The organism is Microbacterium wangyouchuni (assembly GCF_051546305.1).
Lineage (GTDB): Bacteria > Actinomycetota > Actinomycetes > Actinomycetales > Microbacteriaceae > Microbacterium.
This window is the reverse complement of record NZ_JBPTMA010000001.1, coordinates 329,581-355,105: the sequence shown is the minus strand read 5'-3', so window position 1 is coordinate 355,105 and position 25,525 is coordinate 329,581. Positions and strand designations below refer to the sequence as shown.

Below are 25,525 nucleotides of genomic sequence, written 5' to 3'. Positions count from 1 at the left end.
GTGAGAGATGATCGAAGGACCATGACTTCCTCCGCGCGCCTCGATCCGACCTCCCTGCGCGACGATACGGGGGCCGTCGACCCGGATGCCGTCTACCTGGCGTTCGTCGAATGGGCAGAGTCCACCGGCATCCAGCTCTACCCGGCGCAGGATGAGGCGGTCATTGAGATCGTCTCGGGGAACAACCTGATCCTGTCGACTCCGACCGGCACCGGAAAATCGCTCGTCGCGATCGGGGCGCACTTCTCCGCTCTTGTCCACGGACGCCGCAGCTACTACACCGCTCCGATCAAAGCCCTGGTAAGCGAGAAGTTCTTCGCTCTCGTCGAGACCTTTGGCCCCGAGAACGTCGGCATGATCACCGGCGACTCATCGGTCAACGCGGATGCGCCGATCATCTGCTGCACGGCCGAGATCCTGGCGAACCTCGCGCTTCGCCAGGGACCGGATGCCGACGTCGGACAGGTCGTCATGGACGAGTTCCACTTCTACGCCGACCCCGAGCGCGGGTGGGCGTGGCAGGTTCCGCTGCTGACTCTGCCGCAGGCGCAGTTCGTGCTGATGTCGGCGACGCTCGGCGATGTGACCGCATTGGCGGAGGACCTGACCCGTCGCACGCACCGCGAGACTGCGGTCGTGACCGGAGTCGAGCGCCCGGTGCCGCTGCACTTCTTCTATGAGCTGACCCCAATCCACGAGACCGTCGAGGATCTGCTGAACACCAGCCAATCGCCGGTCTATGTCGTGCACTTCTCACAGGCCGCGGCCATGGAACGCGCGCAGGCACTGTCAAGCACGAAGATCGCGACGCGCGAGCAGCGCGATGAGATCGCAGCACTGATCGGCGAGTTCCGCTTCACCACGGCATTCGGCCGGACGCTGTCCAAGTTCCTGCGTGCCGGCATCGGTGTGCATCACGCGGGCATGCTTCCCAAATATCGGCGACTCGTCGAACAGCTCGCCCAGCGCGGGATGCTGCGTGTGATCTGCGGCACCGACACCCTCGGCGTCGGGATCAACGTCCCGATCCGCACGGTGCTGTTGACAGCGCTGACGAAGTTCGACGGCACGCGGATGCGTCAGCTGAATGCGCGTGAGTTCCATCAGATTGCGGGCCGCGCCGGTCGCGCCGGGTTCGACACCGCGGGCACCGTGGTTTGTCAGGCTCCGGAGCACGAGTCCGAGAACGCCGCCGCGATCAAGAAGGCCGGCGACGACCCGAAGAAGAAGCGCAAGCTCATCCGCAAGAAGGCTCCGGACGGCTTCGTGTCGTGGGGAGAGCCCTCGTTCCGCAAGCTCGTGGATGCGGAACCGGAGACCCTGACCTCACACATGCAGATCACGAGCGCGATGATGCTCAATGTGATCGGTCGTGGTGGCGATGTGTTCGGAAATATGCGCGCACTGGTATATGACAACCATGAACCGCGATCACGCCAGCGTCAGCTCGCGATCCGCGCCCTCGGCATCTATCGCACGCTGCGTGAGTCGGGCATCGTCGAGCAATCGGATTCTGGCGAGATTCGCCTCACCGTTGATCTACAACCGAACTTTGCGCTGAACCAACCACTGTCACCGTTCGCACTGGCAGCCTTCGAGCTGCTTGACCCGGATGCCGCGACATTCGCGCTCGACATGATCTCGATCGTGGAGTCGACCCTCGATGACCCGCGTGCGGTGCTAAGCCAGCAGGAGTTTCTCGCCCGCGGCGATGCCGTGGCGGAGATGAAGCGCGAAGGCATCGAGTACGACGAGCGCATGGAACTGCTCGAGCAGATCACGTATCCGAAGCCGCTCGAGGAGCTCTTGAGCGCGACGTTCGAGACGTACAGTGCCGCGCAGCCGTGGATTCGCGACTTCGAACTGCATCCGAAAGCTGTCGTGCGCGACATGTATGAGCGAGCCATGTCGTTCGGGGAATATGTCGCGTACTACAAGATCGCTCGGTCAGAGGGCGTGGTGCTGAGGTACCTGTCGGATGCTTATCGTGCGGCGTCGCAGACCATTCCGGAGGAACTCAAGAACGAAGACCTTCGCGACCTGATTGAGTGGCTCGGTGAGCTTGTGCGCCAGGTCGACTCGAGCCTGCTCGATGAGTGGGAAGAGTTGCGTGCCGGCACGGATAACGGCATCGTCGATCTGCATCGTGCGGATGACGATCCGATCGTGCCACCTGCTCCGAAGCGGCTCACGAGCAACGTGCGTGCATTCCGAATTCTGGTGCGCAACGAGCTGTTCCGCCGCGTACAGCTGGCCGCCCGCGAGGACGTCGATGCGCTGGCCGCGCTTGACTCCGAATTCGGCGCGGATGGATGGAACGATGCGCTCGACGCCTACTTCGCCGACCACGACGAGATCCTCACCGGAGCGGATGCCCGCAGCTCGAAGCTGCTGCTCCTGACTGAGGGTGCCACGAGCTGGACGGTGCGTCAGATCATCGACGACCCTGCTAGCGACCACGACTGGGGCATCTCCGCGACCGTCGATCTTGCGGCATCCGATGAAGCCGGCGAAGCCGTGGTGACTGTTACCGGGGTTGATCGGCTGTAGCAGCGGCATCCGGCATTTTCGGTCGCACGATCCGGAGGTAAACACCCGATACGGAGGGCTGGATGCCACAATGTGGCCTCCAGATCGCGCGAAGACCTCCGGATTGGCACGAATCGGGCGCGCCTGCGAAGGGCTAGTCCCGCCCCTGCACCACCAACACCGCGCGCAGGCTCTCAAGCTGCGCCTGACTCACTCCGTGCGCCAGCAGGAAAGCCGCAATACTGCCGTACTCACGTTCCAGATCGTCGAGTGCGTCGGCGAGAAGCTCGGGCGGTGAAGCCGTGGCGCGGTGGGCGACGATTCCGGGTAGGTTCTCGACGTCAGCATCTGCAAAGAGATCAGCGAGATACTCAGGCCCTAGGTGGCTCTGGGATGCCGCGAAGTCATCGAGTATCAGCGCTCGGTCGACCCCCAACACATCCAGTACAAAAGCGCTGAGCATGCCGGTGCGGTCCTTACCAGCGGTGCAGTGGATGAGCACGCCTTGCTCTGCCTGCTCGGTGATCGCCGCGAATGCGGCTACCAGAGATGGGGCGAAATCGCCGGTCATATACGTGTAAAGCTCGGGCAAACCATCGAAGGTGATGTCGCGCAGCCGGTCGGCGAACACCGGCATCTCTCGCACGGCGAGGTCGTCATGCCGCCAGGCCCCGGGGGTGCGGTCGCGCTCTCCCCTATCGCGCAGGTCGATAACGCAGGTGACGCCGAGTCCGGCGATCAGATCGCTCGCATGTGCGCGCGCGGCGAATGGTGCTGCCGAACGCCACATCAGGTCGTCACGCACCCACTCTCCGCTGCTGGTGGGCAATCCACCCACGGGGCGCAAATTATGTAGGCGTGCAGTGGTTTTAGCGGGGAGCGTCATGCTCGCCCTCCTCTCGAGATGCGGTCTTTCGTACCGGAAGTACCGGAACGCTAGCGATGAGTTCGCGGGTATACGGATGCTGCGGCGCATCCAGCACCTGCGAGACGGGTCCGTGCTCGACGATATTTCCCGCCGACATGACGGCTGCATCGGCGCACAATCCGTCGACGATTCCTAGGTCGTGCGAAATGACGGCAATGGTCAGTTCTTCATGGGCGACTAGTCGCCTAAGAAGCCGCAGCACATGGGCGCGCACCGACACATCGAGCGCGCTCACGGGTTCATCGGCGATAACAACTTCGGGTCGCACGGCGAGCGCACGAGCAATAGCGACCCGCTGACGCTGACCGCCCGAGAGCTCTCGGGGAAGCCGCTGTGCGACCTCTGCCGGAAGTTCAACGGCGGCCAGCAACTCGAAAGTTCGCGCCTCAGCATCCCACTTCGGTCGCAATGCACGCACGGGTTCAGCAATGATCTTGCCTACTGGCATCCGGGGATTCAGCGATGTGAACGGATCTTGAAGTACGACCTGAACGCTGCGGCGAAACTCTCGCGCTCGACGACCGCGCCCGGTTGGAACAGGTTCGCCGCGGTACAAAACCGTTCCAGCTGTCGGGCTTTGCAGCCCGAGCATGATGCGTGCGAGCGTGCTTTTACCCGATCCTGATTCACCAATGATGCCGAGGTTACGACCCGATTCAATCGTCAGGTTCACGCCATCCAGCGCCGGTCGCCGCATGCCGGGGTGCACCATCTGCACATCCTCGACGCGAAAGAGTTCGTCGTTCATGCGGCCACCGCCACACGGGTCTTGACCTGCGGCTGCCATCCTGTCGCATACGCCGCATCAATGAGATCGGCGGTGTACCCCTCTCGCGGGCGCTGGATAAGCTGCTCGGCGGTACCCTCCTCGATGATTCGCCCCGCGCGCATCACGACAATGCGATCGCAGTGCGACGCGGCAACGGCCATGTCGTGTGTCACGAGCAAACTGCCGGCGCCGCTCTGCTGAACCAGGTCGCCCATCAGGTCGAGCACCTTCGCCTGCACCGTGACATCAAGCGCGGTGGTTGGTTCATCAGCCAACAACAGCGACGGACTCGTCGACATGGCCATCGCGATCATGACGCGCTGGCGTTGTCCGCCGGAAAGTTCATGCGGGTACCGACGAATCATTGATTCTGGTTCAGGAAGCCCCACGCTTTCCGCCAGGCGAACGGCGGTTGCTCTGGCATCCGCACGGCGCAGCAGTCCGTGGGCTCGCAGCGGTGCAACGAGGTGTCGACGAATGGGAAGCAGCGGGTCGAGCGCGCTCTGCGGCTCTTGAAACACGCAGCCAACTCGCCGACCTCGCAGGTCTCGGAGCGTGCGCTGGTCGGCGCCAATTATCTGCGTGCCCTCGACCGTGATACTGCCACTGACCTGTCCGCGCGCAGGCAGCAGCCCGAGCACCGACATACAGGTGAGCGATTTGCCTGATCCGGATTCACCGATCAGCCCCACTCGCTCTCCTCTTTCGACTCTTAGCGATATTCCATCGACGAGACGGCGGTCGCCGATGCTGATTGTGAGGTCGCGGATATCCAAGAGAGTCATGCGGTCACCTTCTCGGTGTCGGGGGCGGAAACAGTGTCGGGGACGGATGCAGCATGTCGGCGTTGCGCACGCGTGACGGGCCTGCTGCGCTGGCCGGGTTCGAGGGCATCCCGCAGCGCATCGCCCAGCAGTGCGAACCCAATCACGAGAGTGGTGATCGCAAGGCTCGGGGCAATCAGCACTTCGGGGCGCACGAGCACCTGTGACTGCAGGTCGGCAAGAGTCCGACCCCACGACGGCGTCGGTGCAGGGGTTCCGAAACCGAGGTACGAGAGCCCGGCTTCGGCGAGCGCGGCAGCCGCAAGGAGCTGCGTGGCGCGAATCAGAAGCGTGGGTGCGACGTTGGGCAAGACGTGCCGCGAGAGGATGCCCAGGGTGCCGACCCCGCCAGAAGAGGCGAGCGTCACGTAGTCAGCGGCGAGCGCACCACGCAGTTCGGGCACCATCGTGCGGGCGATGACGACGGCGCCGCCGAGGCCGATCGCGACGGACGAGGCCCAGAGGCTTGCTCCATATGAGGTAACCAGGATGATGGCGAGCACCAGCGTGGGGAAGGCAATGGCCACATCAATTGCTCGCTCGAGGGCTGCCCCCAGTCGCCGCCCCGCGAGGGCGGTCGCCATAGCCAGCGGCAGGCCCACCGCCACGGCGATCGCTGTGGCAAGCACGGTGGCAGTCATAGTCGATTGGGCACCGGCAAGCAGAATGCTGAAGAGATCACGCCCTCCGGCATCCGTTCCCAACAGGTGCTCTGGCGAGGGCGGCAACCAGCGGTTGATCGGGTCGAAGGCGGCCGGGTCATAGGGCGTCCACACCAGCGAGAGCAGGGCTGCCAACGTGGGAATCGCCACGAGCACGAGGCCGATGGCGCCCAGCGGATGCCGGATGAAACGAGTGATCACTGGGTCCTCCGGATACGAGGGTCAAGAACACGGGAAAGAGTGGTGAGTGCCATCGTGCTGATCATGACGAGCGCGGTGAGCACGAACAGGGTGCTTTGAATAGAGACGATGTCTCGGTTACCGACATCCGCCAGCAGCATTCCTCCGACACCAGGAAGCGCGAAGAGCTGCTCAACAATGACCGATCCCATGAGAACGCCAGCAATTTCGAGCCCCAGCACGCCGAGCAACGGAAGCGACGCATTGCGCAGGCCCTGTCGCAGCAGCACTGAGCTGAGCGGCCATCCCTGGGCGAGCCCGGTTCGCACCCAGTCCTTCATGAGCACGTCGATGGTGGCGCTGCGCACGAAGCGCACCAGTACTGCGGCCTGCCCGATGGCGATGGCCGTTGCCGGGAGGATGAGTGAGCGCAGCGCTTCTGCGGGGTCGGCCCAGCGATCAGCGGGGAAGCCCTGCACCGGCAGGAGGCGTGTGGGAAGAGCGACGGCGACGACGAGCAACAGCCCCAAAACGAAAGTGGGAATGGCTGCGGCGAGCTGGCTGAGCCCCGCAATCGCACGACCAAAAGCGTTCTCGCGATATACCGCCGCGAGAATGCCGACGGGCAGCGCGATGACGACGCTAAGCAGCAGGGCCAAGATACCCAAGGGCACGGTGACCTGTAGTTTCTCGCCGAGTTCTGCGGCGACCGCGCGACCGTCGAGCCCGGAGACTCCGAGGTTGCCGGTAAGTACGCCGCCGATCCAGTCGAAGTACCGCTCCCAGATGGGTCGGTCTAGGCCCAGTTGGGCACGCAACGTGAGGATCTGTTCGGGCGTAGCATCCATCCCGCCCAGCATCGCGGCCTGGTCTCCTGGAAGGATCGCCAGAAGGCCGAAGATCACGATGCTCGCGGCAAACAGGGAGAGCAGCAGGATGCCGATCTCTCCGAGCACTTCGGCCACGACGTGCCGGGCGCGAAGGAGTTCTTCGCGCCCGGCACGTGGCCGGCTCAAGGTCGCCGAGATGGTCACGTTACTCCGCGACGGTGATACCGCTGACGCGGAAGTTGTTCGAGATACGGTCCACAGGGAATCCGGCAACGTCGGCATTCGCGACAACGACGGTCTGCGCCGTGTAGAGCCAGTCGCTAGCCGAGTCCTCAGCAACCAGGGTGACGAGTTCGCGCATCTTTTCGTCGCGTACGTCGGTGGTGGTGGCTGTGCGCGCTTCGGCAACAAGAGCCTGCGCCTCGGCGTTGTCGTAGCTCCAGTAGTAGTTCGGGTTGCCGTAATACGTGGCCGTCGACGGGTCGACGTGCAGCACCATCGTGAGCTCGAACTGCTTGTTCGTGTACGCATCTTCGAGCCAGGTAGCGAACTCGACGGTGTCGATCGTGACGTTGACCCCGATGTCGGCGAGCTCAGCAGCGATGAACTCGGTGATGATCGTGTCGTAGGTATTCGACACGGTCAGCGTCAGGTCGAGGTCGCTGTAGCCTGCTTCTGCGAGAAGATCTTTCGCAGCTTCCGGGTCGAACGGCGCCGAGTCAGTCATGTCTACGAACCACGGGTCGCTCGGAACCGTGATGCTTCCGGCCTCAGTAGCCTGACCGACGATCTCGGCGAGTTCTGACTTGTCGATTGCCTGGCGCAGGGCCTGGCGCACGCGCTGGTCAGACAGCGACTCGACAGTGTGGTTGAACCCGAGGGTCATCCAGCTGGTCGAGTCACCCTCGACAACCTGGAAGGCGTCGTCTGCGCTGAACAACTCAGCCGTTTCAGCTGTCGCTCCGGCGATCATGTCGATCTCACCGCTCTGCAGAGCGGTAGATGCGGTGGTCTCATCGGAAATGTAGTGGAAAACCACACCGCCGTTTGCGGGAGCGTCACCCCAGTAGTCGTCGGCTGGCGTGAGGGCGAGGGTTGCGCCGCGGTTCCACTGGTCGAGCGTGTACGGGCCCGTGCCGTTGGTTTCGGACGCAAGGTCTGCGTCAGACGCACTGGACACAACGTATCCGGCAGCGGTGGTGAGGGTGTCCAAGAAGTTAATGTCGCGCTCTTCGAGCGTGATCACGACGGTGGAGGCATCGGTTGACTCGACGCTTGCCACCTGGGTCATACGCTTGGCATCCGGGTTGACCGATCCTTCGGCACTGGCTGCCTGAAGGGATGCCACGACGTCATCCACGGTCATGGGCGTTCCATCGTGGAATGTGACGTCGTCACGAACGGTGAAGGTGTAGGTCAGGCCGTCTTCGCTGACCTCCCACTCCGAGGCGAGCGCCGGAACGATCTGGAGGTCTTCGGTAATACCGACGAGACCTTCGTAGACGTTGCCCCGCATGACTTGCACGAGGCCTGCGCCCGAGGTGGTGGTCACATCGAGGCTGGTGGGTTCGAGGCCGACGCGGATGTCGACGATTGCATCGGATGCGACCGAGGTGGGGTCACTCGCCGGTGTAGTTGAACCTGCACCGCTCGCACAACCGACCAGGAGGATTCCGCCGAGGACCATACCGGTCGAGGCGATCATTCTGCGCATGACGTACCTTTCTCTTGCAGGTAATTTTTCGGATCCCTGCGTGCTGTGATCAAGACGTCTATATGTCTACGGATCGTCGATGACGCGATGAGGAGTTTCAGGTGAACGGTATGCAAAGTGGTCGTAGCCGTGTGGACAACAGCGGGCCGGTTTACCGTCGGATTGCGACAGAGCTGTGGGAAGAAATTCAGTCGGGTGCGCTCGCGGCCGGTTCACGGTTACCCAATGAAGCCACGCTCGCCGAGCGCTTCGGGGTGGCTCGACTTACCCTGCGTCAGGCGATTATCGAACTGCAGCGCCTGGGTGCCGTCGAGATCCGTCGCGGCGTAGGGACGTTTGTCGTGTCCCCTCCCGATCTGGTCGAGATTGTTGCCACCCTGCCGCGATCCCGTCAACAGTCGGATGCCACCGCCGATGCCCTCGATTCGGCAGCACTCCGGCGCTCCGCAGCCCCCGTGCGCCAAGTGGATGAGCGGGTTTTGTCGTTCGGTCCTGTATCTGGTTCGCTCGCCGAAGAAGCAGCCGGCCACCTGGGGATTCCGGTCGCTGATGTGCACAGGATCGACACCGTGATGGTGCGCGGCGGACGCCGCTGGATCGCCAACTCGTACTGGCACTCTGCGCAGTGGTCTGGGGTACTGGATCGGGTCGGTGAAAACGGCCTCGTCGTGCGCGCATTCGCCGATGGATTCGGCCTTGACCTGCGCTATTTATGGCGCGCTTTTAGTGCTGTTGCCGCCGATTTCGACGACGCCGATGTGCTCGATGTGCCCCTGGGAACCGCGCTTTTGGTGCGCGATGGCGTCTCCGCCGATGCGTACGGCACCCCCGTGTTTTATGTTCGCCGCAGACTGCGCGGCGACGAAGCAAAGTTCGTGTTGCGCTATGACAACGACGCAGTTTGACGGTTTGGGCACTGCCCGCGGCATCCGAATCTCAGGACTTCGCACGAATCGGGTCGAGCTTAGCGCCCGGCGGCGGCGATGATGCGGACGACCGCTTCCTCTTCGAATTTGAAGACTTCAGCATCCGCCGTCATCCGCTGCTCGAAGGGCACGACGCGCACGCGGTCAGCCGAGATATCAACGGTCGCTCCGCCGTAAGCATCGATGGCGGATTCTTCGGTGCGGCGATCGAAAGCGCGGGCGATATTCGCTACCCCTGGGGCGACGACGATCGGCACGCCACCAACGGTTTCAACGACCGGCAAGTGGTAGTGACCGCTCAGGATGACCCGCACATCGGTGCCACGAATCGTTGACAACAGCCACGCGGTATCGTGCTCATCAAGGCAGAGAGCCTGCAAGAGATCGGTCTGCGCGTCAATCGGCGGGTGATGCACGACCACGACAGTGCCGTGTTCGGCCGGGCTCTGGATCGCCTGTTCGAAAAATTGCTTCTGCGCCTGATCGATGGCGCCGTACCCTCGGCCGGGCACCGAGCTATCCAGCACGATCACGCGCCAGCCGTCATGCTCAGCGACTGAGGCGATAGGGGCTTCTGCACCTTCGAGGGTTTGCTCGCCAGCATCCGGTTGTCCGCCGCCAAGCACCGCGCGGAAGGGCGCACGGCGATCATGGTTCCCCATCGCGAACACCGCACGGGCGCCGCGCTCGCGCGCCCATTCGCCAATCAGATCACGAGCGCGCCGGTACGAACCCTCAGACCCGTCTTCGCTAACATCGCCCGAGCACACGACCAGATCGAAGGGGCGATCTGCCATATGCGCGAGCGCGAGACGCAGCCGTTCAGCGGTGTCAACGACCCCGTAGTGCAGGGTCTCATCCCCGAAAAGATGGGTGTCGGTGAGGTGCAAGATTCGCAAAGCAGACATAACACCAGGTTTACCGCGTGGAGGTTAACAGCCGGTGCGAATTCGGGCGCGGGCGCAGCCGTTGCATCCGTCGGAGGATGTTGCAGATGCAGGAGGAATCAGGCCAAAAGGTCCGTCAGGTGTAACACCCTCCGACGGGCGTAACAGGGCGGATGCCCCGAGCACCCACCCCCATCACCAGGGGTTCGGCTTGTAGTCCTTCAGGAACACCCCGTGCTGATCGACGCCGAGCTCGCCCTGCACGATCGGGTCGTACACGCGCGCAGCGCCATCGACGAGGTCGAGCGGTGCGTGGAAGCCCTCCTCGGCGAGACGCACCTTGGTGTGATGCGGGCGTTCGTCGGTGATCCAGCCGGTGTCGACGGCCGTCATCAGAATCCCATCCTTCTCGAGCATCTCGCCGGCACTGGTGCGGGTGAGCATGTTGAGCGCCGCCTTAGCCATGTTGGTGTGCGGATGCCCCGGGCCCTTGTAGCGGCGCGAGAACTGCCCCTCCATCGCCGAGACGTTCACGATGTACTTGCGGTGCGCATCAGACGAAGCCATCGAGGCCCGAAGCCGGCTGATCAACAGGAACGGCGCGGTCGTATTCGCCAACTGCACCTCGAGCATCTCGAGCGGGTCGACCTGCTCGATCGACTGCACCCAACTGTTGACGTGGTCAATGTCCGGCACGAGCCCGCCCGCATCGATCGCCGAACCGTCAGCGTGTTTGGCCAGCGAAGACGACCCCGGCGCCATCGCGAGTCGTGCGAGGTCTTCGGCGGTGAGCGCCTGCCCGCCCTGCTCGGCCACGGTGCCGCCGAGAGCAGCCACCGACAGCAGGGGGTTCGAATCCACCGAGGCCTGCAAAGCCTGCGGATGCGGATCGACAGTGTGCCCGAACGTCTCCATCTCGGGCAGCGGACCATCCGGCAACGGCTGCATCTCAGCATCCGCCAGCAGAGAATATGCACCCGGCGAGCGCCGGACCGTCTGCGCGGCGTTGTTGATGAGGATGTCCAGCGGCCCCTGCGCGGCGACCGAATCGGCCAGCCCGATCACCTGGGCAGGGTCACGCAGATCGATGCCCACGACGCGGAACCGGTGCAGCCAGTCCGAAGCATCCGGCAGTGACGAGAAGCGGCGCACGGCATCACGCGGGAAGCGGGTCGTGATCGTCAGGTGCGCGCCGTCGCGGAGCAGTCGCAACGCGATGTGCATGCCGATCTTCGCGCGGCCACCGGTGAGCAGGGCGCGCCTGCCGGTCAGGTCGGTGCGGGCGTTGCGCTTGCCGTGGCTGAAGCGTGCGCAATCCGGGCAGAGCTGGTGATAGAACGCGTCGACGAGCGTGTAGGGCTGCTTGCAGATGTAGCAGTTGCGCGGTTTGAGCAGCTCGCCGGCGATCGGAGCATCCACGTTCGAGGCGAGGTCGTTGCCGCGCGTCTCGTCGTCGATCCGGTCGGGCGCGCCTGTGGCGGTGTTCGCCACAACTGCCCTGTCGGCCGCCGCGATCGCGTCGCGGATCTCTTTGCGGCGCACGCGCTTGACGGCCTTGAACATCGCCGCGGTCGCACGGCGGACGGCGATGTAGTCGGGATGCTCTTCGCTGATCTGGTCCATGGATGCGAGCACCCGCAGCGTGGTCTCAAGATCGGCGGGATCGAGGCCGTCGCCGAGATCAGAGGTGTCGGCAGCAGGCACATCGGTCATTGGGCTGATTTTACGCGAGAGTGCTGGGAGACTGACCCGAGGCATCCCGTGCCGAATCCCAGACGTCCGTCCGCTCCGGCGGCGTGTCACCGCCCCAACACGCCGCGGCGCACACACTCCGTCTGGGATCCGGCACTCGAAAGCGTCCGTCCCTGCGCGTATGGTCGCGGTATGGACCACTGCGCACACGGAATCGTCCCGGCGTACCTGCTCGCGCGCGTCGCGCAGTCGGGGCGCTTCACCAAGGCGGCGGATGCTGCGCGCCAGACCCTGCTTGCTGGTCGGCCGCCGTTCCGCGCCAGGATCAACCTGTCGATCGACGAGCACGGCGACCTCATCGCGGAGTTGACGGATGCTCCGAACCGCACGATCAGCGACGCACAGAACACCGAGAAGCTCCCCGGACTCGTCGTGCGCGCCGAAGGCGACCCCGCCGTCGCAGATGCCACCACCAATGAGGCGTTCGACGGCCTCGGCGCGACGTTCGAGCTGCTGCTCGCGGCGTTCGAACGCAACTCCCTCGATGGGATCGGCGCACGCCTGGACGCCACCGTGCACTACGGCATCGACTACGACAACGCCTTCTGGGACGGCGAGCGCATGGTGTTCGGTGACGGCGACGGCGAGGTGTTCCAGGGCTTCACTGGTTCGCTCAGCGTCATCGGTCACGAACTCGCGCACGGCGTCATCCAGCACACCGCGAATCTCGAGTATCAGGGGCAGCCGGGTGCCCTGAACGAATCGATCGCCGACGTCTTCGGCGCGTTGACCGAACAGTTCAGCGCAGGCCAAACCGCAGATCAGGCGACCTGGCTGATCGGCGCTGGCATCTTCACCGACGCGGTACAGGGCACAGCGCTGCGCTCGATGCTCGAGCCGGGCACCGCCTATGACGATGACGAGCTCGGCAAGGACCCGCAGCCCGGACACATGCGCGATTTCGTGCAGACCACCGAGGACAACGGCGGTGTGCACATCAACTCCGGCATCCCGAACCGCACCTTCGCACTGACCGCCCGCGCCCTGGGTGGCCACGCTTGGGAGCGTGCGGGCCTGGTCTGGTACCGCGCGCTCACCGGTGGCCTGTCGCCGACAGCGACGTTCCGCCAGTTCGCCGATGCCACCGTGGCCGCAGCCATCGGGGAGTACGGTGAGTCAGACGTCGCCGCGGCCGTGCGCGACGCCTGGAGAACCGTGGGAGTCTTCGAGGATGAACGAGATCGACGCGCCGAATGACAGCGCAGGAACCACCTCGCCCGTCATGATCGCCGTCGTGCGATCAGGTGGTGTCGCCGGCATCCGTCGCCGCTGGGAGGTGGAGCCGCTTCATCCGGACGTCGATGTCTGGATCACGTTGATCGAACGCTGCCCATGGAGCGACCCGAAGGAAACCTCACCCGGCGCTGACCGCTATGTGTGGAGCATCCGGGCTCGCATAGCCCGCGAGGAGCGCGAACGTGAACTGGCCGAATCCGAGCTGACCGGCGCGTGGCGGGAACTCGTCGACGCGGTGCGGGGCGCAGCCGCTACTGCGCCGGACGCTCCAACGTCACTCGAGTGACCGGCAGCGCCTCGGGGTGCTCCTGCTGCAACCAGGTCACGATCTTCTCGCGCACGAGGCAGCGCAGATCCCACTGATCGTCGGAGTTCTTCGCCGAGATCTTGAAGCGCACCGTGACGTAACCGCCTTCGGATCCGGTGACCAGGACGTTCGCGGAGCGGCGGTCCCAGGCATCCGATCCCTCGATGATCTCCATGAACTTCTCACGGACCGCATCCACCGGCACGCGCCAATCAAGGTCCATGTAGACGGTACCGAGGATCTTCTCCGAACGCCGAGTCCAGCTCTCGACCGGGTTCGTCGTGAAGTAGGTGCACGGCAGGATGAGCCGGCGCTCGTCCCAGATGTAGACGACGACATACGACAGGTTGATCTCGCCGATCGTTCCCATTTCGCCTTCGATCACCACGACGTCGCCGACTCGGATTGCGCCGTTGAACGCGATCTGCACCCCGGCAATCAGGTTTCCGAGGGTTGACTGCGCGGCAAGGCCAGCGACGATGCTGACGACACCGGCGGATGCCAGGATGCTCGTACCCACCGCCCGCACCTCCGGGAATGAGAACATCACCACACCGACCGCGATGATCGAGATCAGTACCACGACCAGGCGGTTCAACACCGTGAGCTGGGTCTTACGGCGTCGCCCCTCAGCACTTGTGGCGTCGCTGCGGGTGCCGTCGTATTGCATGAGTTGTTCCATGCCGAAGGTGACCAGCGTCGACAGCGACCACGCCCCCACCAAGACGACCGCGATCAGCAGAACACGTTCGAGCACCGCCCACCACTCGAGCTGGGCAGGCTCAGTGAAGGCGAACGTGATCCAAACCGCGATGAGAAACACCAGCACCATCCCGGGAGTGCGGATGCGCCGCTCAAGGTCCCGGACCCACGCTGCACTCCCATGCGCCCGACCGGCGATGAACCGCGCGCCGATCACGACAGCGGCGACAGCGATGACAGCGATCAGCAAGGCGATCGCCGTGCCCAGCCAGGAACCCCAGTTGAAGTCGATTGCAATCGAGGACGCCATCCCCCCACCCTAGATGCGCCGCCCGAACTGTGCTCAACCCCCTTGCATCCGCCAGCTCTCGGGAGCACGCTGGATTCGAGCAGGACAACCGTGCGAGGGGATCCGAACGCAACAAGGAGTCGTCATGTCCCAGAAAATCGTCCCGAACATCTGGTGCAACCAGAACGCCGACGAGGCCGGCGCGTTCTACGCCGATGTCTTCCCCGACACCACCGCGACGGTGGGGGCAACGTATCCGAACGAGGTCGACGATTGGCAGGCGCAGTTCGCCGGTAAGACGCTCACCGTCGACGTCGTGATCGACGGGTATCTGCTCACCCTGATCAACGCCGGGGATGAGTTCCGCCCGAACCCTTCGGTGTCGTTCATGCTGAACTTCGATCCGTTGCGCTTCGACGGCGACCGCGACACAGCACGCGCGAGCCTCGATGAGACGTGGGCGAAGTTCAGCGATGGCGGTTCCGTGATGATGGAGCTCGGCGAGTATCCGTTCAGCCCGCGCTACGGGTGGGTTCAGGATCGCTACGGCGTCAGCTGGCAGCTGCTGCTGACGAATCCGGAGGGCGAGCCGCGGCCCTTCGTGATCCCGCAGCTGATGTTCGCCGGTCCCGTCCAGAACCTGGCGCACGAGGCCGCAACGTTCTATTCATCACTGTTTCCCTCCGCCGGAGTGGGCTTCATCGCGGAGTATCCGGAGCAGACCGGACCAGCGGATGCCGGCAGTGTGATGTTCGGCGAGTTCCGTCTGGCCGGGCAGTGGTTCGCGATGATGGACTCGGCGATCGTGCAGGACTTCACCTTCGACTGCGGCGTATCCCTCGAGGTGCGCTGCACCGACCAGACCGAGATCGACGAGTACTGGAACGCGCTGAGCAGCATGCCGGAGGCTGAACAGTGCGGCTGGCTGGCCGATCGCTACGGGCTCTGCTGGCAGATCGTGCCGGAAAACATGGGCGAGCTGATGGCGCGCCCAGGCGCGTACGAGAAGATGATGCAGATGAAGAAGCTCATCATCGCCGACTTCTGAGGAATCCATGGGACTGTTCACACAACGACCTGAAGAGAAGAGCGCCTGGGCGGCGCTGCCCGGTGAGCCGCAGGAGGCGGATGCTGTCGATCACCTGGATGCCCCCTCCGCTGTCGATCCACTCGATATCGGTCTCGGACTCGGTTTCGCTACCGAGGTGACCTCGATCGTGTTCCCTGTTGCACCGCCGGCCCCGGAGGCCGCGGTCATCGAGACAGCTGAGCCGAAAGACTGACGCGCCGCCGCGCCCGGGCGACGGCGGCCGGGCGGTTACGGTTGAAGGATGACGATCACCGCCGCAGCAGACGGCTCCGCCCTGGGAAACCCCGGCCCCAACGGCTGGGCCTGGTACATCGACGATGCGAACTGGGCGGCCGGCGGATCACCGCACGGCACGAACAACCAGGGTGAGCTGCAGGCCGTGCTGGAGCTGTTGCGGGCGACTGCCGGCAGCAACGAATCGCTGCTGATCATGTGCGACAGCAAGTACGTCATCGACTCAATCACCAAATGGATGCCGGGGTGGAAGCGCCGCGGATGGCGCAAAGCCGACGGTGCTCCCGTGCTCAACCGCGACCTGATGGAGTCGCTCGATGAGGCGATGCAGGGCCGCGATGTGAAGTTCGTCTGGGTCAAGGGCCACGCCGGTCACGACCTGAATGAGGCCGCCGATGTACGGGCGAATTCGGCCGCGAAGGCGTATCAGGCCAAGCGCGAGCCGAACCGCGGGCCCGGGTTCATGATGGGCGGCGCGGCCGCTTCGACCGGCTCAGCGAGCGACGGTCAGCCGGCTGCTGAGCCCCAACCGGTTCCTGAGCTTGCCGAAGGGTCCGGCCGCCCCCAGCAGCTGTGGGCCGAGGCATCCGATCTTCTCGACGGCCTGAACGTCTCCGCCGCCGAGCCCGTCACCGTGCAGGTCACGCTGACCGCCGACGAGCATTCCCGCCTGCGCGATCGCGCCGCAGCCCAGGCGATCTCGCTGGACGAGGCGCTGCGCCGCCTGATCTGACCGCCCGCACGGCTGCTCCCGCCCCTGCTCCGGTCGCACTTGGTGCTGCTATTTCGCGGGTTTAGCAGCACCAACTGCGACCGGAACGGTGGAGGCGGTCATCCAGGCAACGACGACGTCACCGATCATCGAACGCAGGTGTTCGCGCCGTTCCTCGGCGAGCAGATCCCGATCGAACAGGTACCCGAAAGTGTGCTGGTTGGCGACCTGGAAGAAGCAGTACGAACTGATCAACAGGTGCACGTCGAGGGCGTCGACGTCGGCGCGCAGCGAGCCCTCCGACCTGCCCCGCTCCAGCACGACCTCGAGCACGTCGACGGCTGGCTGATTCAGTGTGCGCAACCCCTCAAGCCGTTTGATGAACTCGCCGTGGTGGATGTTCTCGATCGAGACGAGGCGGATGAAGTCCGTGTGATTGCGGTGGTGGTCGTAGGTGAGCTCCGCGATCTGGCGCAGCGCTTCCACGGGTGGCAGGTCCCCTGCGTGGATCGCCTGCTCCGTCTCACGGATGCCGCGGTACGCGTTCTCGAGCACAGCAAGGTAAAGCTGCTCCTTACCCCCGAAGTAGTAGTAGATCATCCGCTTCGTGGTCTGCGTGCGCTCGGCGATCTCATCGACCCGAGTGCCGGCGTACCCGGACTCAGCGAAAGCCTCGGTGGCGACTGCGAGCAGCTCCGCGCGCGTGCGCTCGGCGTCTCGTTTGCGCACGATCGGCTCAGCCACAACACTCTCGGTCATCACATCTCGTCTCTCTTGGCGCAGCGGTCCAACCGCTGTGCACACATCATGCCCCACCCGCGAGCACTCGTCGCGGATTCACAGTCATCAGCTGATGCACGGTGGCATCGTCGACACCGGCGGCACGCAACTGCGGCAGCACGGTCTCGCACAGGTACGACATCTTCCAGTCGGGCGTATGCGTCGCCCGCCACGATGGCGGCGTCACCCGACTGAAGATCGCCGCGTCATGCGAGAGCACGATGCGTGCGGCGTATCCGGCGTCGAGCAGTGCGAGCAGCATCCGCACTCGATCCTCGTCGCGTGCAAGATGTGTCATACCGAACCGGTCGAAACCGAGATAGGATCCGCGATCGGCGAGCCCCCGCAGGTATGCGAGGTCGGTGGAGTCACCGCTGTGCCCGATCACCACGCGGTCCAGCGGGACGCCGAGCCGTTCGAGTTCGTCCTGCTGGGTGATGCCCCCGCGGGAGGCCGCATGCGAATGGGTCGTGATCGGCACGCCGGTGCGTTGGTGTGCTTCGGCAGCCGCCGCGAACACCCGCGCTGCATCGGGAGTGAAACCCGCGGCATCCGTCGCGATTTTGATCATGCCCGCGCGCACTGCCGTGCCGGCGATCCCCCGCTCGATGTCTCCGACGAAGAGGTCGACGAGGGGATCGGGACCGTCGACGACGAGGCCTGGGCCGTTGAGCCGGAAGAACGGGGAGAGCACCTCGGCCGCGTAGCATCCGGTCGCAGCGATGATCTGCACCGGCACGCGTGCGGCGACCTCGGCGACTCGGCGCACGTCGCGCCCGAGTCCAGGCACCGTCAGGTCGACGACGGTCCGCACTCCCAACGAATGTAGCTCGGAGAGCGTGGCGACAGCCTGTTCCAGATAGGCATGCTCATCCCATTCCGGATGAGGCATATTGATGTCGAGTTCCGGGTCGGTGACGAAGATGTGCTCGTGGATGAGGGTCATCCCGAGCGCATCTTCGTTCACCTCCCCTGTGAACGTGGGTACCGAACGCGTCATGCAGAAACGGTCATCCAGATCACTTTGCGGTCGAGCGGATGGCTTCGTAAACGGTGAGCGAGTCACCGGTGAGGACACCGCTGAGGTATTCCTCGGCCTTTTCGCTGAATGCGTCACGGTCGACGTCTTCGATGACCTCCCAGTCATCTCCGGTGCGCCACTCTTCGAGGAGCGCCTCTTCGTCTTCGGCGACGCAGCTGGTGACCTCGGTGACCGCCGTCTCGGTCGCAGCGGTCAGCGCCTGCTGCTGCTCATCGCTGAGCTCGTCCCAGACAGGACCGACGATGACGAGGTTCGTGTTCAGCTGGTGCGAGCTCATGCTGACGTAGTCCTGAACCTCCTTCAGGTTCGAGGCCACGATGTTGGTGATCGGGTTCTCCTGACCATCGACCGTGCCCTGCTGCAGGGCGAGGTAGAGCTCCTCGTACGCGACCTCGGTCGCCTCAGCCCCGAGCGCCTTGGCGTTCATGAGGAACTGTGGGGATCCGGGGAACCGCATGCGCAGACCCTCGAGGTCCTCCGGTGTGCGAATCGCCGTGTTCGCCGTGAACTGACGTGCACCGGCTGACCAAGCGCCCATCGTGTGCACACCGGATGCCTCTTCGAAGTCCGCGGTGACGGTGTCGGATGCATCGCTCGCCATGAATGTGGCGAGGTGGTCGGCGTCATCGAACGCGTATGCCGAGTCGAGCACGCTGATCGGTTCGTAGACCGCACCCAGCGCGGATGCACCCTGGATGTCGATGTCGATGTCACCGGATGCCACGGACGCGATACGGTCGGCGTCGCCACCCAGCTGGCTGGATGGGAAGATCTCGATCTCCAGGCCTACGCCGGCGGCGTTTACCTCGTCAGCGATCACCTGTGCACCGCAGCGGTGCTGCGGCTGATCCTCGTTGTAGCTGTGGGCGAGCGAGAGCTTCTGGACGGTACCGGCATCGGCATCGCCGCCGCCATCGCCGCCGGTGGTGGTTTCTCCTGCGCTGGAGCAGGCAACCAGCATCATCGCCGGTGCTGCGACCAAGGCGAGCCACATTGTTCGCCGAGTGCGTCGTGCATTCATCACTTTTCTCCTCTTTCTGGTGCTGTTTGGGGTGCCACGCTCTGTGCTGTCGCGGTGGCGGGGGTCATGGTCGCTTCTTGGGCGACCAGGTCATTGAGGTCGGCGAGCATCGCCTGACGGTCCGCACGCTTTCCTGTGAAAATCTCGAAGGCGTCGGCGGCCTGGTGCATGGCCATGCCCAGCCCAGACATGGTGCGGATGCCGCGGGCGCGAGCAGCCTTGAGCAACGCCGTTTCCGCGGGACGGTAGACGATGTCTGCGACGCGAATGGCGTCCGGCAGAAGTGCAACGTCGAACGGCGTGCCGGGGTGAGCTGCCATGCCCATTGGCGTCGCGTTCACGATCAGATCGGTGTCTGCGATGAGCGCCGGGAACTCGTCGACATCGGCCGCGCGAACGGTCGCGGTTGTTACTGCGCGGACCTGCGCGGCGAGCGCGTCGGCACGTTCGCGCACCTGATCGATGAGGATCAGCTCATCGATTCGCAACTGTGCGAGCGCCGTCGCGACAGCCGAGCCCGCTCCCCCGGTGCCGAACAGCACGACGCGTCGAAGGTGCTCGTCACCGAAGGCGTCTGTCACTGCAGCGGCGAAACCAGTGACGTCGGTGTTGTGGCCGATGGCGCCAGCATCCGTGAACACCACGGTGTTGACTGCGCCGACGGCGCGGGCGCTGTCGCTGAGATCATCCAGGAGCGGGATAACTGCCTGCTTGACCGGATGCGTGATGTTCAGGCCGGTGAACCCGAGGCGACGTGCCGCCTCGAGCAGGGGGCGAAGCGCCCCGCTCGTCGCCTCGCTCTGATCGATGTCGATCGTGCGATACACATAGTGCATCCCGTGCCGTGCGCCTTCGAACTCGTGCATCGGCGGGGTGAGCGACGGTGTGACGCCCTCGCCGATCAGGCCGATGAGCACGGCAGGACGGCGAGTGTCGACCGCAGCAGGCGCGAGCGTCATAGACCCAGCACCCCCGGCAGCCACATAACTGCACTTGGGAACGCGATGATCAGCACGCAGATCACCAGCAGCGGAATGATGAACGGCAGCGATCCGCGGAACACCTCGCCGATGCGCGTCTTCGACACGGCCGCCGTCACGAACAGCACGGTTCCTACCGGCGGGGTCAGCAGGCCGATCATCAGCGAGAGGATCATCAGCAGACCGAGCACGATCGGGTCGACGCCGATCTGGTTGCCGATCGGAAGAATGATCGGCACCGTCAGCACCAGGATCGCGGTCGCATCGATCACGGTGCCGAGAATCAGCATCAGGACCGTGACAAGGATGAGGAATACCGTCGGGCTGTCGGTGATCGCGAACACCAGTTCGGTGAGCATCTGAGGCAGCCGCTCACGAGCCAGGATGTAGCCGAGCAGTGACGCTGAGGCGACGATGATCATGATCGACGCGGTCGTGGTGGCGGTCTCGGTGAGCGCGTTGATGAAGCTCTTCAGACTCAGCGAGCGCTGGATGAGGCCGACGAGAATGATGTAGGCGACACCGACTGCTGCGGCCTCGGTTGGGGTGAAGAATCCTCCGAGGATGCCACCCAGGATGATGAACGGCGCGAGCAGCGGCAGGATGACGCCCTTGCTCGAAGCGACGAACTCGGCGCGGTCGAAGGTGCCCTTCTTCACGTTGGGCATCCGCCTGACGAGTGCCCAGACGACAATGCACAGGCCGAGCGCCATCAGCAGCGCAGGGATAACGGATGCCGCGAACAGCGCACCGGTCGAGACTGCGGCAAGGCCCGCGTAGATCACGGCGGGGATGCTCGGTGGCATGACCGGTGCGATCAGGGATGACGTCGCCGAGACGCCGGTGGCGAAACGGCGGCCGTAGCCGGCACGCACCATAGCCGGGATCTGCACCTTGCCGAGGGCGGCGGCATCGGCAACGGCGGAGCCACTCATCCAGGAGAAGCCGACGCTGGTTCCGACGGCGACGTAGCCGAGGTTGCCGCGGATGTTCGCGAGTCCTGCCTGAGCGAAGCGGAACAGCCGGTCGGCGATGCCGGCGTGGTTGGCCAGGGCGCCGAGGAAAATGAACAGGGGAACAGCGAGCAGCGGGAAGCTGCTGGCGGCGTTGGTGACGGTGCGCAGCGCCATACCGAGCGACTGTCCCTCGATGGCCATGTAGACCAACGACGGGCCGAGGAATGCGAACGGCACCGGAACGCGGAGTGCGAGCAGAAGGCCGATCGCGAGTACGAGAAAGAGAAGAGTCACAGTCCTGCCACCTCCGGCTGGTCTTCCTCGACGTCGGCGGCGACAGGGCCATGCATGGCGATGTCTGCAGCCGCGAAGAGCGCGCGAATGGTGGTGCTGACGGTGCCGATGAGCACGGGGATGTAGACCCAGGACATCGGCACGCGCAGCACGGGGGACTTCACGATGCCCTGGGTTTCGATCAGCGCCCAGGCCTCCATGCTGAGTCCGAAGCCGGTTGCTGCGACAACGATGAGCGAGAACACCTGGATGATGCGCACGGTCATCGGGTTGCGTAACGAGTCGACGAGTTCCAGGGCGATGTGTCCGTGGCTGGTGACCAAGATGCCCATGGCCGCGAACGTCGCCCACAGCAGCGCGAAGCGGGCAAGCTCGCCGGTCCAGGCGATGCTTTCGACGGGCAGGTATCGCTGCAGGGCCTGGTAAAAGACCAGGACGAGAATCACCATGACAGCGAGAGCGCCGATGGCGAGTTCTATACCGGTGATGACACGCACAATGCGGCGCAGCACGCCGGTGCGGTGGGGTTGCTGATGTTGAGTCACGACGTCTTTGTCCTCGGGATCGATGATGCTGGAACTGAATGTACCGGTTAGTACATTGATTCAGCAACACCTCTGGGAAATTAATGTACAAACTGGTACGTTCACTGCCATGCTCACCTCAATCGCTTCCGTCTGCCTGTCCGGCGGACTCGTCGATAAACTCCATGCCTGCGCTGAAGCCGGCTTCGATGGCGTCGAGATCATGGATGCTGATCTCATCGCCGCGCCGGAATCCCCCGAGGAGATTCGCGCGCTGTGCGACCGGCTCGGGCTGCGCATCGACATGTTCCAGCCGTTCCGTGATGTCGAGGGCGTCACCGACGACGTCTTCGCCGACACCCTGCGGCGGGCGGAGGCGAAGTTCCAGATCATGAACCGCCTCGGCACCGATCTGATGCTCGTCTGCAGCAACGTCGGCACCGCCACGATCGACGATGACGAGGTGGCGGCCCGCCAGCTGGGTGAGCTGGCCGATCGGGCAGCGGCGCACGGCATCCGTCTCGCGTATGAGGCGCTGGCCTGGGGAAAGTACGTCGACGACTACCGGCGCGCCTGGGAGATCGTGCGGCGCGCGGATCGGCTGAACCTCGGTATCTGTCTGGACAGTTTCCACATCCTTTCGCGCGGGCACGATCCAGCCGGCATCGAAGAGATCCCGGCTGAGAAGATCTTCTTCCTGCAGCTGGCCGATGCCCCGAAGCTCGACATGGACGTGCTCAGCTGGAGTCGCCACCATCGACTGTTCCCCGGCGAAGGCGACTTCGACCTCGTGGACTTCATGACGCATGTGGTGCGCGCAGGCTACGCGGGGCCGTGGTCGCTGGAGGTGTTCAATGACACGTTCCGACAGACCGATACGGTGCGAACTGCCGCACATGCGCACCGGTCGCTCGCCTGGCTCGCCGATCGGACCGCCGCTGCAAACGGCTGGGACGACGGCCGGCTCGGAGAAGCGCCGACGGTGACCGGTCTCGACTTCGTCGAGGTGGCCGGCACAGATCTCGCCGAGGTCGACGAACTGCTCGCCCAACTCGGATTCGCGTTCGAGGGGCGTCACCGCTCGAAGCCCGTGCGACTGTGGAGCGCGGGCGCTGCACGCGTGATCTTGAACGAGCAGGTGCGCCATGACGAGCCTCGCCTGTCGGGGATCGGGCTGCAGGTGGCGGATGCTGAAGCCGCTGTCGACCGGGCAATCGCGCTGGGGTCACAGAACATATTCCGCCGCACGTATGAAGGTGAGCAGGCGCTGCGTGGAGTCGCATCTCCGGACGGAACGCAGGTGTTCTGGAGCTCACTGCCCGTCGAGAAGTCCTGGCTGCAGGAGTTCGATGGCGGTACCGGCGCGGTGGACGGACTCGTCGGCGAGATCGACCACATCAATCTGGCATATGCGTGGCAGGACTTCGACGAAGCGGTGCTGTTCATGTCGAGCGCGCTGTCACTGCAAGCCGAGCCGCCGGCCGACGTACCCGGCCCGCACGGGCTGATCCGCAGTCAGGTCATGCGCACACCGGATGGAATCGTTCGGGTGCCCATCAACCTGGCCCCGCCCACGGCGCCGAGGCCGGCACGCCACATCGCCGTGCGCACCGATGATGTGTTCACGGTCGCCCGCCGGGCGCGCGAACGGGGCATCGACCACCTCCGGATTCCGGCGAACTATTACGACGACCTCGGTGCGCGCTTCGGCCTCTCCCCGGACGTGCTCGCGTCGCTGCAGGAGCTGGATCTGCTCTACGATCGCGATGCCGCCGGCGAGTTCATCCATTTCTACACACGCACGATCGGTGATGTGTTCTTCGAAGTGGTCGAACGCCGCGGCGGCTACGACGGCTACGGCGGCGCGAATGCGCCGATCCGGTTGGCCGCGCAGCGGTAGATTCTCGCCCGCCCCGCGCGCACAACTCCTGAAGTTCACGCAGTTCGGCCCCGAATCTGCCGGATCCGGGGCCGAACTGCTGATTTCTCAGGAGTTATGAACGCGTGGGGCTGAGCACCTCGCGCTCGAGGCGCGCGAACGACTCCTCCATGCCATCGGCCATGCCGGTGGCGAGGATCATGTCGCGGGTCTCCAGGTCGGGGTACTCAATCAACACCGTGACCAGGGTGGCGCCATCCTCCTCGTAGAGGTTGAGGTCGTTGAGCGTCTGCGTCGGCATCCCCTGCATCCGCTCTGTCGTCACAGCGCGACGCGGGGCATCGATGAGCAGGACTTCACCCTCGAACCCGAATGGTTCGCCCTCGGTGTCGCCGACCGGCGCCCAGGAGTTGCGGTAGCTCTCGCCCACCGTCGTGGTGGCCACGCACTCTGTCATCTCCCAGCCGTCGGGTCCGAGCATCCACTGCTTGATCAGATCCGGTTCGTGGTGCGCGCGCCAGACGAGTTCGCGCGGGCCATCGACGAGACGCGTGATGCGCACATGGGTGTCATCGAGTAGCTCAACGCGCGTGCCCTTGCCCTGGGCATAATCGCGCAGGTCCTGCAGCACGGCATCCAGCTGGCCCATCGCCATCTTCGTGCCCTCGATCGCGCCCATCGCGACGACCTGCTCGAGCGCTTTGGCCGAAGTGAAGTAGCTGGTCGTGACCATGCGTGTGCTGTCACCGGATGCTTCGAATGCGAACGCCATGCGCATGGCGGGGAAGCCCTCCAGCGGCGTGCCGTCATCGTCGACGAAGGAATCGAGCACCTCGAACCGGTGCGGCTCCTCGATCGCGAGGAACTCCCAGGCCCCAGAGGATTTCTCGCCCTGCGGACTGGTCATGTGATAGATCGCGCGACCGCCGACGGCGTGGTCCCAGGTGGTGAAGGTGGCGGGCCACCCGGGAGGACCCCAGAAACGTTCGAGCTGGCGCGGATCGCTATAGGCCGCCCACACACGCTCGACCGGTGCTGCGAGGTCGGCGACGACGGTCATGGTGAGGTTCTCAGCATCCGTGGTGACATCGGTGACAGGCATTTCACTCTCCTTGTTGTTTGGGCGCCGGCGTCTCTGCCAGCAGGTCGTCGAGGCGGGCGATGCGCGACCGCCACAGGGCTTCGTATTGGGCGAGCAGCGCCCGAGCGCGTGCGATCATCTCAGGATTCGCACGGACGAGCCGCTCGCGTCCCTCGGCGCGCTTGATGATGAGACCGGCGGCCTCGAGAACGGCGACGTGCTTCTGCACGGCCGCGAACGACATGTCGTAGTCGCCCGCGAGCATCGAGACAGATTGCTCGTCGTTGATCGTACGGCGCAGGATGTCACGCCGCGTCTGGGCAGCAAGCGCTTGGAAGACACGGTCGATGTCCGTTTCACTCAATCCCATTCGTGCAACCATTTGGCTGTACGTTAC

The 25,525-nt window shown here is 64.5% G+C and carries 25 protein-coding genes; 8 read left to right on the top strand and 17 right to left on the bottom strand.

The genetic code is table 11. The annotated features are described in order from the left end of the window. Positions 1-21 precede the first annotated feature (21 nt). The gene (locus ACSS7Z_RS01745; protein WP_438252706.1) at positions 22-2,550 is read left to right on the top strand and encodes a DEAD/DEAH box helicase; all 2,529 of its coding nucleotides are present in this window, start codon (positions 22-24) and stop codon (positions 2,548-2,550) included. Positions 2,551-2,683: 133 nt separating this feature from the next. Here ACSS7Z_RS01745 and ACSS7Z_RS01740 read toward each other — a convergent pair whose 3' ends face one another. From ACSS7Z_RS01740 to ACSS7Z_RS01715, 6 genes are read right to left on the bottom strand one after another with little or no spacing between them, the layout of a single operon-like run. Further along, positions 2,684-3,415: a tyrosine-protein phosphatase gene (locus tag ACSS7Z_RS01740; RefSeq protein WP_438252705.1), complete on the bottom strand. Its 732-nt coding sequence runs from the start codon at positions 3,413-3,415 to the stop codon at positions 2,684-2,686. Then, positions 3,399-4,205, bottom strand: coding sequence for an ABC transporter ATP-binding protein (locus ACSS7Z_RS01735; RefSeq protein ID WP_438252704.1), 807 nt, complete (start codon positions 4,203-4,205; stop codon positions 3,399-3,401). Before ACSS7Z_RS01735 ends, ACSS7Z_RS01740 begins: the two co-directional genes overlap by 17 nt. Beyond that, on the bottom strand, positions 4,202-5,011 hold the full coding sequence (locus ACSS7Z_RS01730) for an ABC transporter ATP-binding protein (protein WP_438252703.1): 810 nt from the start codon (positions 5,009-5,011) through the stop codon (positions 4,202-4,204). The genes ACSS7Z_RS01735 and ACSS7Z_RS01730 overlap by 4 nt, the downstream gene beginning before the upstream one ends. Beyond that, entirely contained in the window at positions 5,008-5,913 is a 906-nt protein-coding gene (locus ACSS7Z_RS01725) for an ABC transporter permease (protein WP_438252702.1), read from the bottom strand. Before ACSS7Z_RS01725 ends, ACSS7Z_RS01730 begins: the two co-directional genes overlap by 4 nt. Then, positions 5,910-6,926 (bottom strand): ABC transporter permease, encoded by a 1,017-nt coding sequence (locus ACSS7Z_RS01720; protein WP_438252700.1) that lies wholly within the window; start codon positions 6,924-6,926, stop codon positions 5,910-5,912. Before ACSS7Z_RS01720 ends, ACSS7Z_RS01725 begins: the two co-directional genes overlap by 4 nt. Position 6,927: 1 nt before the next feature. Further along, a complete protein-coding gene (locus ACSS7Z_RS01715) occupies positions 6,928-8,436 on the bottom strand; it encodes an ABC transporter substrate-binding protein (protein WP_438252699.1) in 1,509 nt (502 codons plus the stop codon). Positions 8,437-8,546: 110 nt separating this feature from the next. Between ACSS7Z_RS01715 and ACSS7Z_RS01710 the strand changes: the two genes are divergently transcribed. Then, the gene (locus ACSS7Z_RS01710; RefSeq protein WP_438253060.1) at positions 8,547-9,341 is read left to right on the top strand and encodes a GntR family transcriptional regulator; all 795 of its coding nucleotides are present in this window, start codon (positions 8,547-8,549) and stop codon (positions 9,339-9,341) included. 59 nt (positions 9,342-9,400) lie between these two features. Here the strand turns inward: ACSS7Z_RS01710 and ACSS7Z_RS01705 are convergent, their stop codons facing one another. Beyond that, positions 9,401-10,270: a metallophosphoesterase gene (locus ACSS7Z_RS01705; protein WP_438252698.1), complete on the bottom strand. Its 870-nt coding sequence runs from the start codon at positions 10,268-10,270 to the stop codon at positions 9,401-9,403. Positions 10,271-10,444: 174 nt separating this feature from the next. Beyond that, complete coding sequence (locus ACSS7Z_RS01700; protein WP_438252697.1) at positions 10,445-11,962, bottom strand: SDR family NAD(P)-dependent oxidoreductase; 1,518 nt, start codon at positions 11,960-11,962, stop codon at positions 10,445-10,447. Positions 11,963-12,133: 171 nt separating this feature from the next. On the opposite strand from ACSS7Z_RS01700, the gene ACSS7Z_RS01695 reads away from it, so the two are divergent. Beyond that, the gene (locus tag ACSS7Z_RS01695) at positions 12,134-13,198 is read left to right on the top strand and encodes a M4 family metallopeptidase (RefSeq protein ID WP_438252696.1); all 1,065 of its coding nucleotides are present in this window, start codon (positions 12,134-12,136) and stop codon (positions 13,196-13,198) included. Beyond that, complete coding sequence (locus tag ACSS7Z_RS01690; protein ID WP_438252695.1) at positions 13,173-13,523, top strand: protealysin inhibitor emfourin; 351 nt, start codon at positions 13,173-13,175, stop codon at positions 13,521-13,523. Before ACSS7Z_RS01695 ends, ACSS7Z_RS01690 begins: the two co-directional genes overlap by 26 nt. On the opposite strand, the gene ACSS7Z_RS01685 is transcribed toward ACSS7Z_RS01690, so the two are convergent. After that, positions 13,489-14,556 carry a mechanosensitive ion channel family protein gene (locus ACSS7Z_RS01685; protein WP_438252694.1) on the bottom strand — a complete coding sequence of 356 codons (1,068 nt, stop codon included), beginning with the start codon at positions 14,554-14,556 and terminating at the stop codon, positions 13,489-13,491. The two genes, ACSS7Z_RS01690 and ACSS7Z_RS01685, sit on opposite strands and share 35 nt — an antisense overlap. Before the next feature lie 124 nt (positions 14,557-14,680). Between ACSS7Z_RS01685 and ACSS7Z_RS01680 the strand changes: the two genes are divergently transcribed. The 3 genes from ACSS7Z_RS01680 to ACSS7Z_RS01670 are packed head-to-tail and all read left to right on the top strand — an operon-like array spanning position 14,681 to position 16,592. Then, positions 14,681-15,583: a VOC family protein gene (locus tag ACSS7Z_RS01680; protein ID WP_438252693.1), complete on the top strand. Its 903-nt coding sequence runs from the start codon at positions 14,681-14,683 to the stop codon at positions 15,581-15,583. Positions 15,584-15,590: 7 nt separating this feature from the next. Continuing rightward, positions 15,591-15,818, top strand: a complete 228-nt coding sequence (locus tag ACSS7Z_RS01675) for a hypothetical protein (RefSeq protein WP_438252692.1) — start codon at positions 15,591-15,593, stop codon at positions 15,816-15,818. A 48-nt stretch (positions 15,819-15,866) separates the two neighbouring features. Continuing rightward, a complete protein-coding gene (locus ACSS7Z_RS01670; protein WP_438252691.1) occupies positions 15,867-16,592 on the top strand; it encodes a ribonuclease H family protein in 726 nt (241 codons plus the stop codon). 48 nt (positions 16,593-16,640) lie between these two features. On the opposite strand, the gene ACSS7Z_RS01665 is transcribed toward ACSS7Z_RS01670, so the two are convergent. The 6 genes from ACSS7Z_RS01665 to ACSS7Z_RS01640 are packed head-to-tail and all read right to left on the bottom strand — an operon-like array spanning position 16,641 to position 22,189. Beyond that, positions 16,641-17,330, bottom strand: coding sequence for a TetR/AcrR family transcriptional regulator (locus tag ACSS7Z_RS01665; RefSeq protein ID WP_438252690.1), 690 nt, complete (start codon positions 17,328-17,330; stop codon positions 16,641-16,643). A gap of 46 nt (positions 17,331-17,376) precedes the next feature. Beyond that, positions 17,377-18,351: a phosphotriesterase family protein gene (locus ACSS7Z_RS01660; protein ID WP_438252689.1), complete on the bottom strand. Its 975-nt coding sequence runs from the start codon at positions 18,349-18,351 to the stop codon at positions 17,377-17,379. Positions 18,352-18,370: 19 nt separating this feature from the next. Continuing rightward, a complete protein-coding gene (locus ACSS7Z_RS01655) occupies positions 18,371-19,414 on the bottom strand; it encodes a DctP family TRAP transporter solute-binding subunit (protein WP_438252688.1) in 1,044 nt (347 codons plus the stop codon). Beyond that, complete coding sequence (locus tag ACSS7Z_RS01650; RefSeq protein WP_438252687.1) at positions 19,414-20,373, bottom strand: shikimate dehydrogenase; 960 nt, start codon at positions 20,371-20,373, stop codon at positions 19,414-19,416. Before ACSS7Z_RS01650 ends, ACSS7Z_RS01655 begins: the two co-directional genes overlap by 1 nt. Beyond that, entirely contained in the window at positions 20,370-21,644 is a 1,275-nt protein-coding gene (locus ACSS7Z_RS01645; RefSeq protein ID WP_438252686.1) for a TRAP transporter large permease, read from the bottom strand. The genes ACSS7Z_RS01650 and ACSS7Z_RS01645 overlap by 4 nt, the downstream gene beginning before the upstream one ends. Next, the gene (locus tag ACSS7Z_RS01640) at positions 21,641-22,189 is read right to left on the bottom strand and encodes a TRAP transporter small permease (protein ID WP_438252685.1); all 549 of its coding nucleotides are present in this window, start codon (positions 22,187-22,189) and stop codon (positions 21,641-21,643) included. The genes ACSS7Z_RS01645 and ACSS7Z_RS01640 overlap by 4 nt, the downstream gene beginning before the upstream one ends. 109 nt (positions 22,190-22,298) lie before the next feature. Between ACSS7Z_RS01640 and ACSS7Z_RS01635 the strand changes: the two genes are divergently transcribed. Then, complete coding sequence (locus tag ACSS7Z_RS01635; RefSeq protein ID WP_438252684.1) at positions 22,299-24,068, top strand: sugar phosphate isomerase/epimerase and 4-hydroxyphenylpyruvate domain-containing protein; 1,770 nt, start codon at positions 22,299-22,301, stop codon at positions 24,066-24,068. A gap of 94 nt (positions 24,069-24,162) precedes the next feature. Here ACSS7Z_RS01635 and ACSS7Z_RS01630 read toward each other — a convergent pair whose 3' ends face one another. Together ACSS7Z_RS01630 and ACSS7Z_RS01625 are read right to left on the bottom strand one after the other, a co-directional pair. Continuing rightward, complete coding sequence (locus ACSS7Z_RS01630; RefSeq protein WP_438252683.1) at positions 24,163-25,149, bottom strand: SRPBCC family protein; 987 nt, start codon at positions 25,147-25,149, stop codon at positions 24,163-24,165. 1 nt (position 25,150) lies between these two features. Continuing rightward, on the bottom strand, positions 25,151-25,510 hold the full coding sequence (locus tag ACSS7Z_RS01625) for an ArsR/SmtB family transcription factor (RefSeq protein ID WP_438252682.1): 360 nt from the start codon (positions 25,508-25,510) through the stop codon (positions 25,151-25,153). Positions 25,511-25,525: the final 15 nt, after the last annotated feature.

Coding starts and splice junctions, on each gene's coding strand:
- ACSS7Z_RS01745 (WP_438252706.1), top strand. CDS start 22: ATGACTTCCTCCGCGCGCCTCGATCCGACCTCCCTGCGCGACGATACG.
- ACSS7Z_RS01740 (WP_438252705.1), bottom strand. CDS start 3,415: ATGACGCTCCCCGCTAAAACCACTGCACGCCTACATAATTTGCGCCCC.
- ACSS7Z_RS01735 (WP_438252704.1), bottom strand. CDS start 4,205: ATGAACGACGAACTCTTTCGCGTCGAGGATGTGCAGATGGTGCACCCC.
- ACSS7Z_RS01730 (WP_438252703.1), bottom strand. CDS start 5,011: ATGACTCTCTTGGATATCCGCGACCTCACAATCAGCATCGGCGACCGC.
- ACSS7Z_RS01715 (WP_438252699.1), bottom strand. CDS start 8,436: ATGCGCAGAATGATCGCCTCGACCGGTATGGTCCTCGGCGGAATCCTC.
- ACSS7Z_RS01710 (WP_438253060.1), top strand. CDS start 8,547: ATGCAAAGTGGTCGTAGCCGTGTGGACAACAGCGGGCCGGTTTACCGT.
- ACSS7Z_RS01705 (WP_438252698.1), bottom strand. CDS start 10,270: ATGTCTGCTTTGCGAATCTTGCACCTCACCGACACCCATCTTTTCGGG.
- ACSS7Z_RS01700 (WP_438252697.1), bottom strand. CDS start 11,962: ATGACCGATGTGCCTGCTGCCGACACCTCTGATCTCGGCGACGGCCTC.
- ACSS7Z_RS01695 (WP_438252696.1), top strand. CDS start 12,134: ATGGACCACTGCGCACACGGAATCGTCCCGGCGTACCTGCTCGCGCGC.
- ACSS7Z_RS01690 (WP_438252695.1), top strand. CDS start 13,173: ATGAACGAGATCGACGCGCCGAATGACAGCGCAGGAACCACCTCGCCC.
- ACSS7Z_RS01685 (WP_438252694.1), bottom strand. CDS start 14,556: ATGGCGTCCTCGATTGCAATCGACTTCAACTGGGGTTCCTGGCTGGGC.
- ACSS7Z_RS01680 (WP_438252693.1), top strand. CDS start 14,681: ATGTCCCAGAAAATCGTCCCGAACATCTGGTGCAACCAGAACGCCGAC.
- ACSS7Z_RS01675 (WP_438252692.1), top strand. CDS start 15,591: ATGGGACTGTTCACACAACGACCTGAAGAGAAGAGCGCCTGGGCGGCG.
- ACSS7Z_RS01670 (WP_438252691.1), top strand. CDS start 15,867: ATGACGATCACCGCCGCAGCAGACGGCTCCGCCCTGGGAAACCCCGGC.
- ACSS7Z_RS01665 (WP_438252690.1), bottom strand. CDS start 17,330: ATGACCGAGAGTGTTGTGGCTGAGCCGATCGTGCGCAAACGAGACGCC.
- ACSS7Z_RS01660 (WP_438252689.1), bottom strand. CDS start 18,351: ATGACGCGTTCGGTACCCACGTTCACAGGGGAGGTGAACGAAGATGCG.
- ACSS7Z_RS01655 (WP_438252688.1), bottom strand. CDS start 19,414: ATGAATGCACGACGCACTCGGCGAACAATGTGGCTCGCCTTGGTCGCA.
- ACSS7Z_RS01650 (WP_438252687.1), bottom strand. CDS start 20,373: ATGACGCTCGCGCCTGCTGCGGTCGACACTCGCCGTCCTGCCGTGCTC.
- ACSS7Z_RS01635 (WP_438252684.1), top strand. CDS start 22,299: ATGCTCACCTCAATCGCTTCCGTCTGCCTGTCCGGCGGACTCGTCGAT.
- ACSS7Z_RS01630 (WP_438252683.1), bottom strand. CDS start 25,149: ATGCCTGTCACCGATGTCACCACGGATGCTGAGAACCTCACCATGACC.
- ACSS7Z_RS01625 (WP_438252682.1), bottom strand. CDS start 25,510: ATGGTTGCACGAATGGGATTGAGTGAAACGGACATCGACCGTGTCTTC.